Raw genomic sequence first — 575 nt, forward strand, 5'->3', positions numbered from 1 at the left:
ACGCAATAACGACAGGGGAACTGACATGCTGATCAATAGACGAAAAGTGCTCGGCTACGGCGCAGGTGCGCTCAGCGCGGCGACGCTGGGTATGCCGAACCTTGTTCGAGCCCAGTCAAGCGACCTCACGATCGCCTATAACGTGAACCTTCCCTCCTGGGATCCGACAGCCGGTCCGTCGTCTGTCAACCCGACCATCCAGGGCCTCTATCAGTCTGTGTTCGACCAGATCATCCTGCAGAAGCCCGACCTGTCGCTTGACAAGGGGCTGATCACGCAATGGGGCTGGAGTGATGACCGCAAGAAGGTCATGATGACCATCCGCGATGGAGTAACCTGGCACGACGGGTCGCCGTTTACCGCCGAAGACCTTGCGTGGTCGCTCGACCGCGCGGGTAAGGCCGAGACAGGCAACCCAATCCAGTCGATCTGGAAGACGGCCACCAACTTCAAGACCGACGGCAACAAGGTCACCGGCGACGTGGTGACGTTTGACCCAACCTACTTCAAATGGATGTCGTTCCTGACTGGCTATGTGCTTCCGAAGGCTTATTACCAGAAGGTCGGACCGGAAG

The 575-nt window shown here is 58.4% G+C and carries 1 protein-coding gene; it reads left to right on the top strand.

Going from position 1 to position 575, the window contains the following annotated elements; translation table 11 throughout:
- Positions 1-25 precede the first annotated feature (25 nt).
- Positions 26-575, top strand: a 550-nt coding sequence (locus AC1D0I_RS32910) for an ABC transporter substrate-binding protein (RefSeq protein ID WP_477400237.1), incomplete at its 3' end; no start/stop codon positions are given.

This window comes from Mesorhizobium sp. P2_D1 (genome assembly GCF_056404455.1).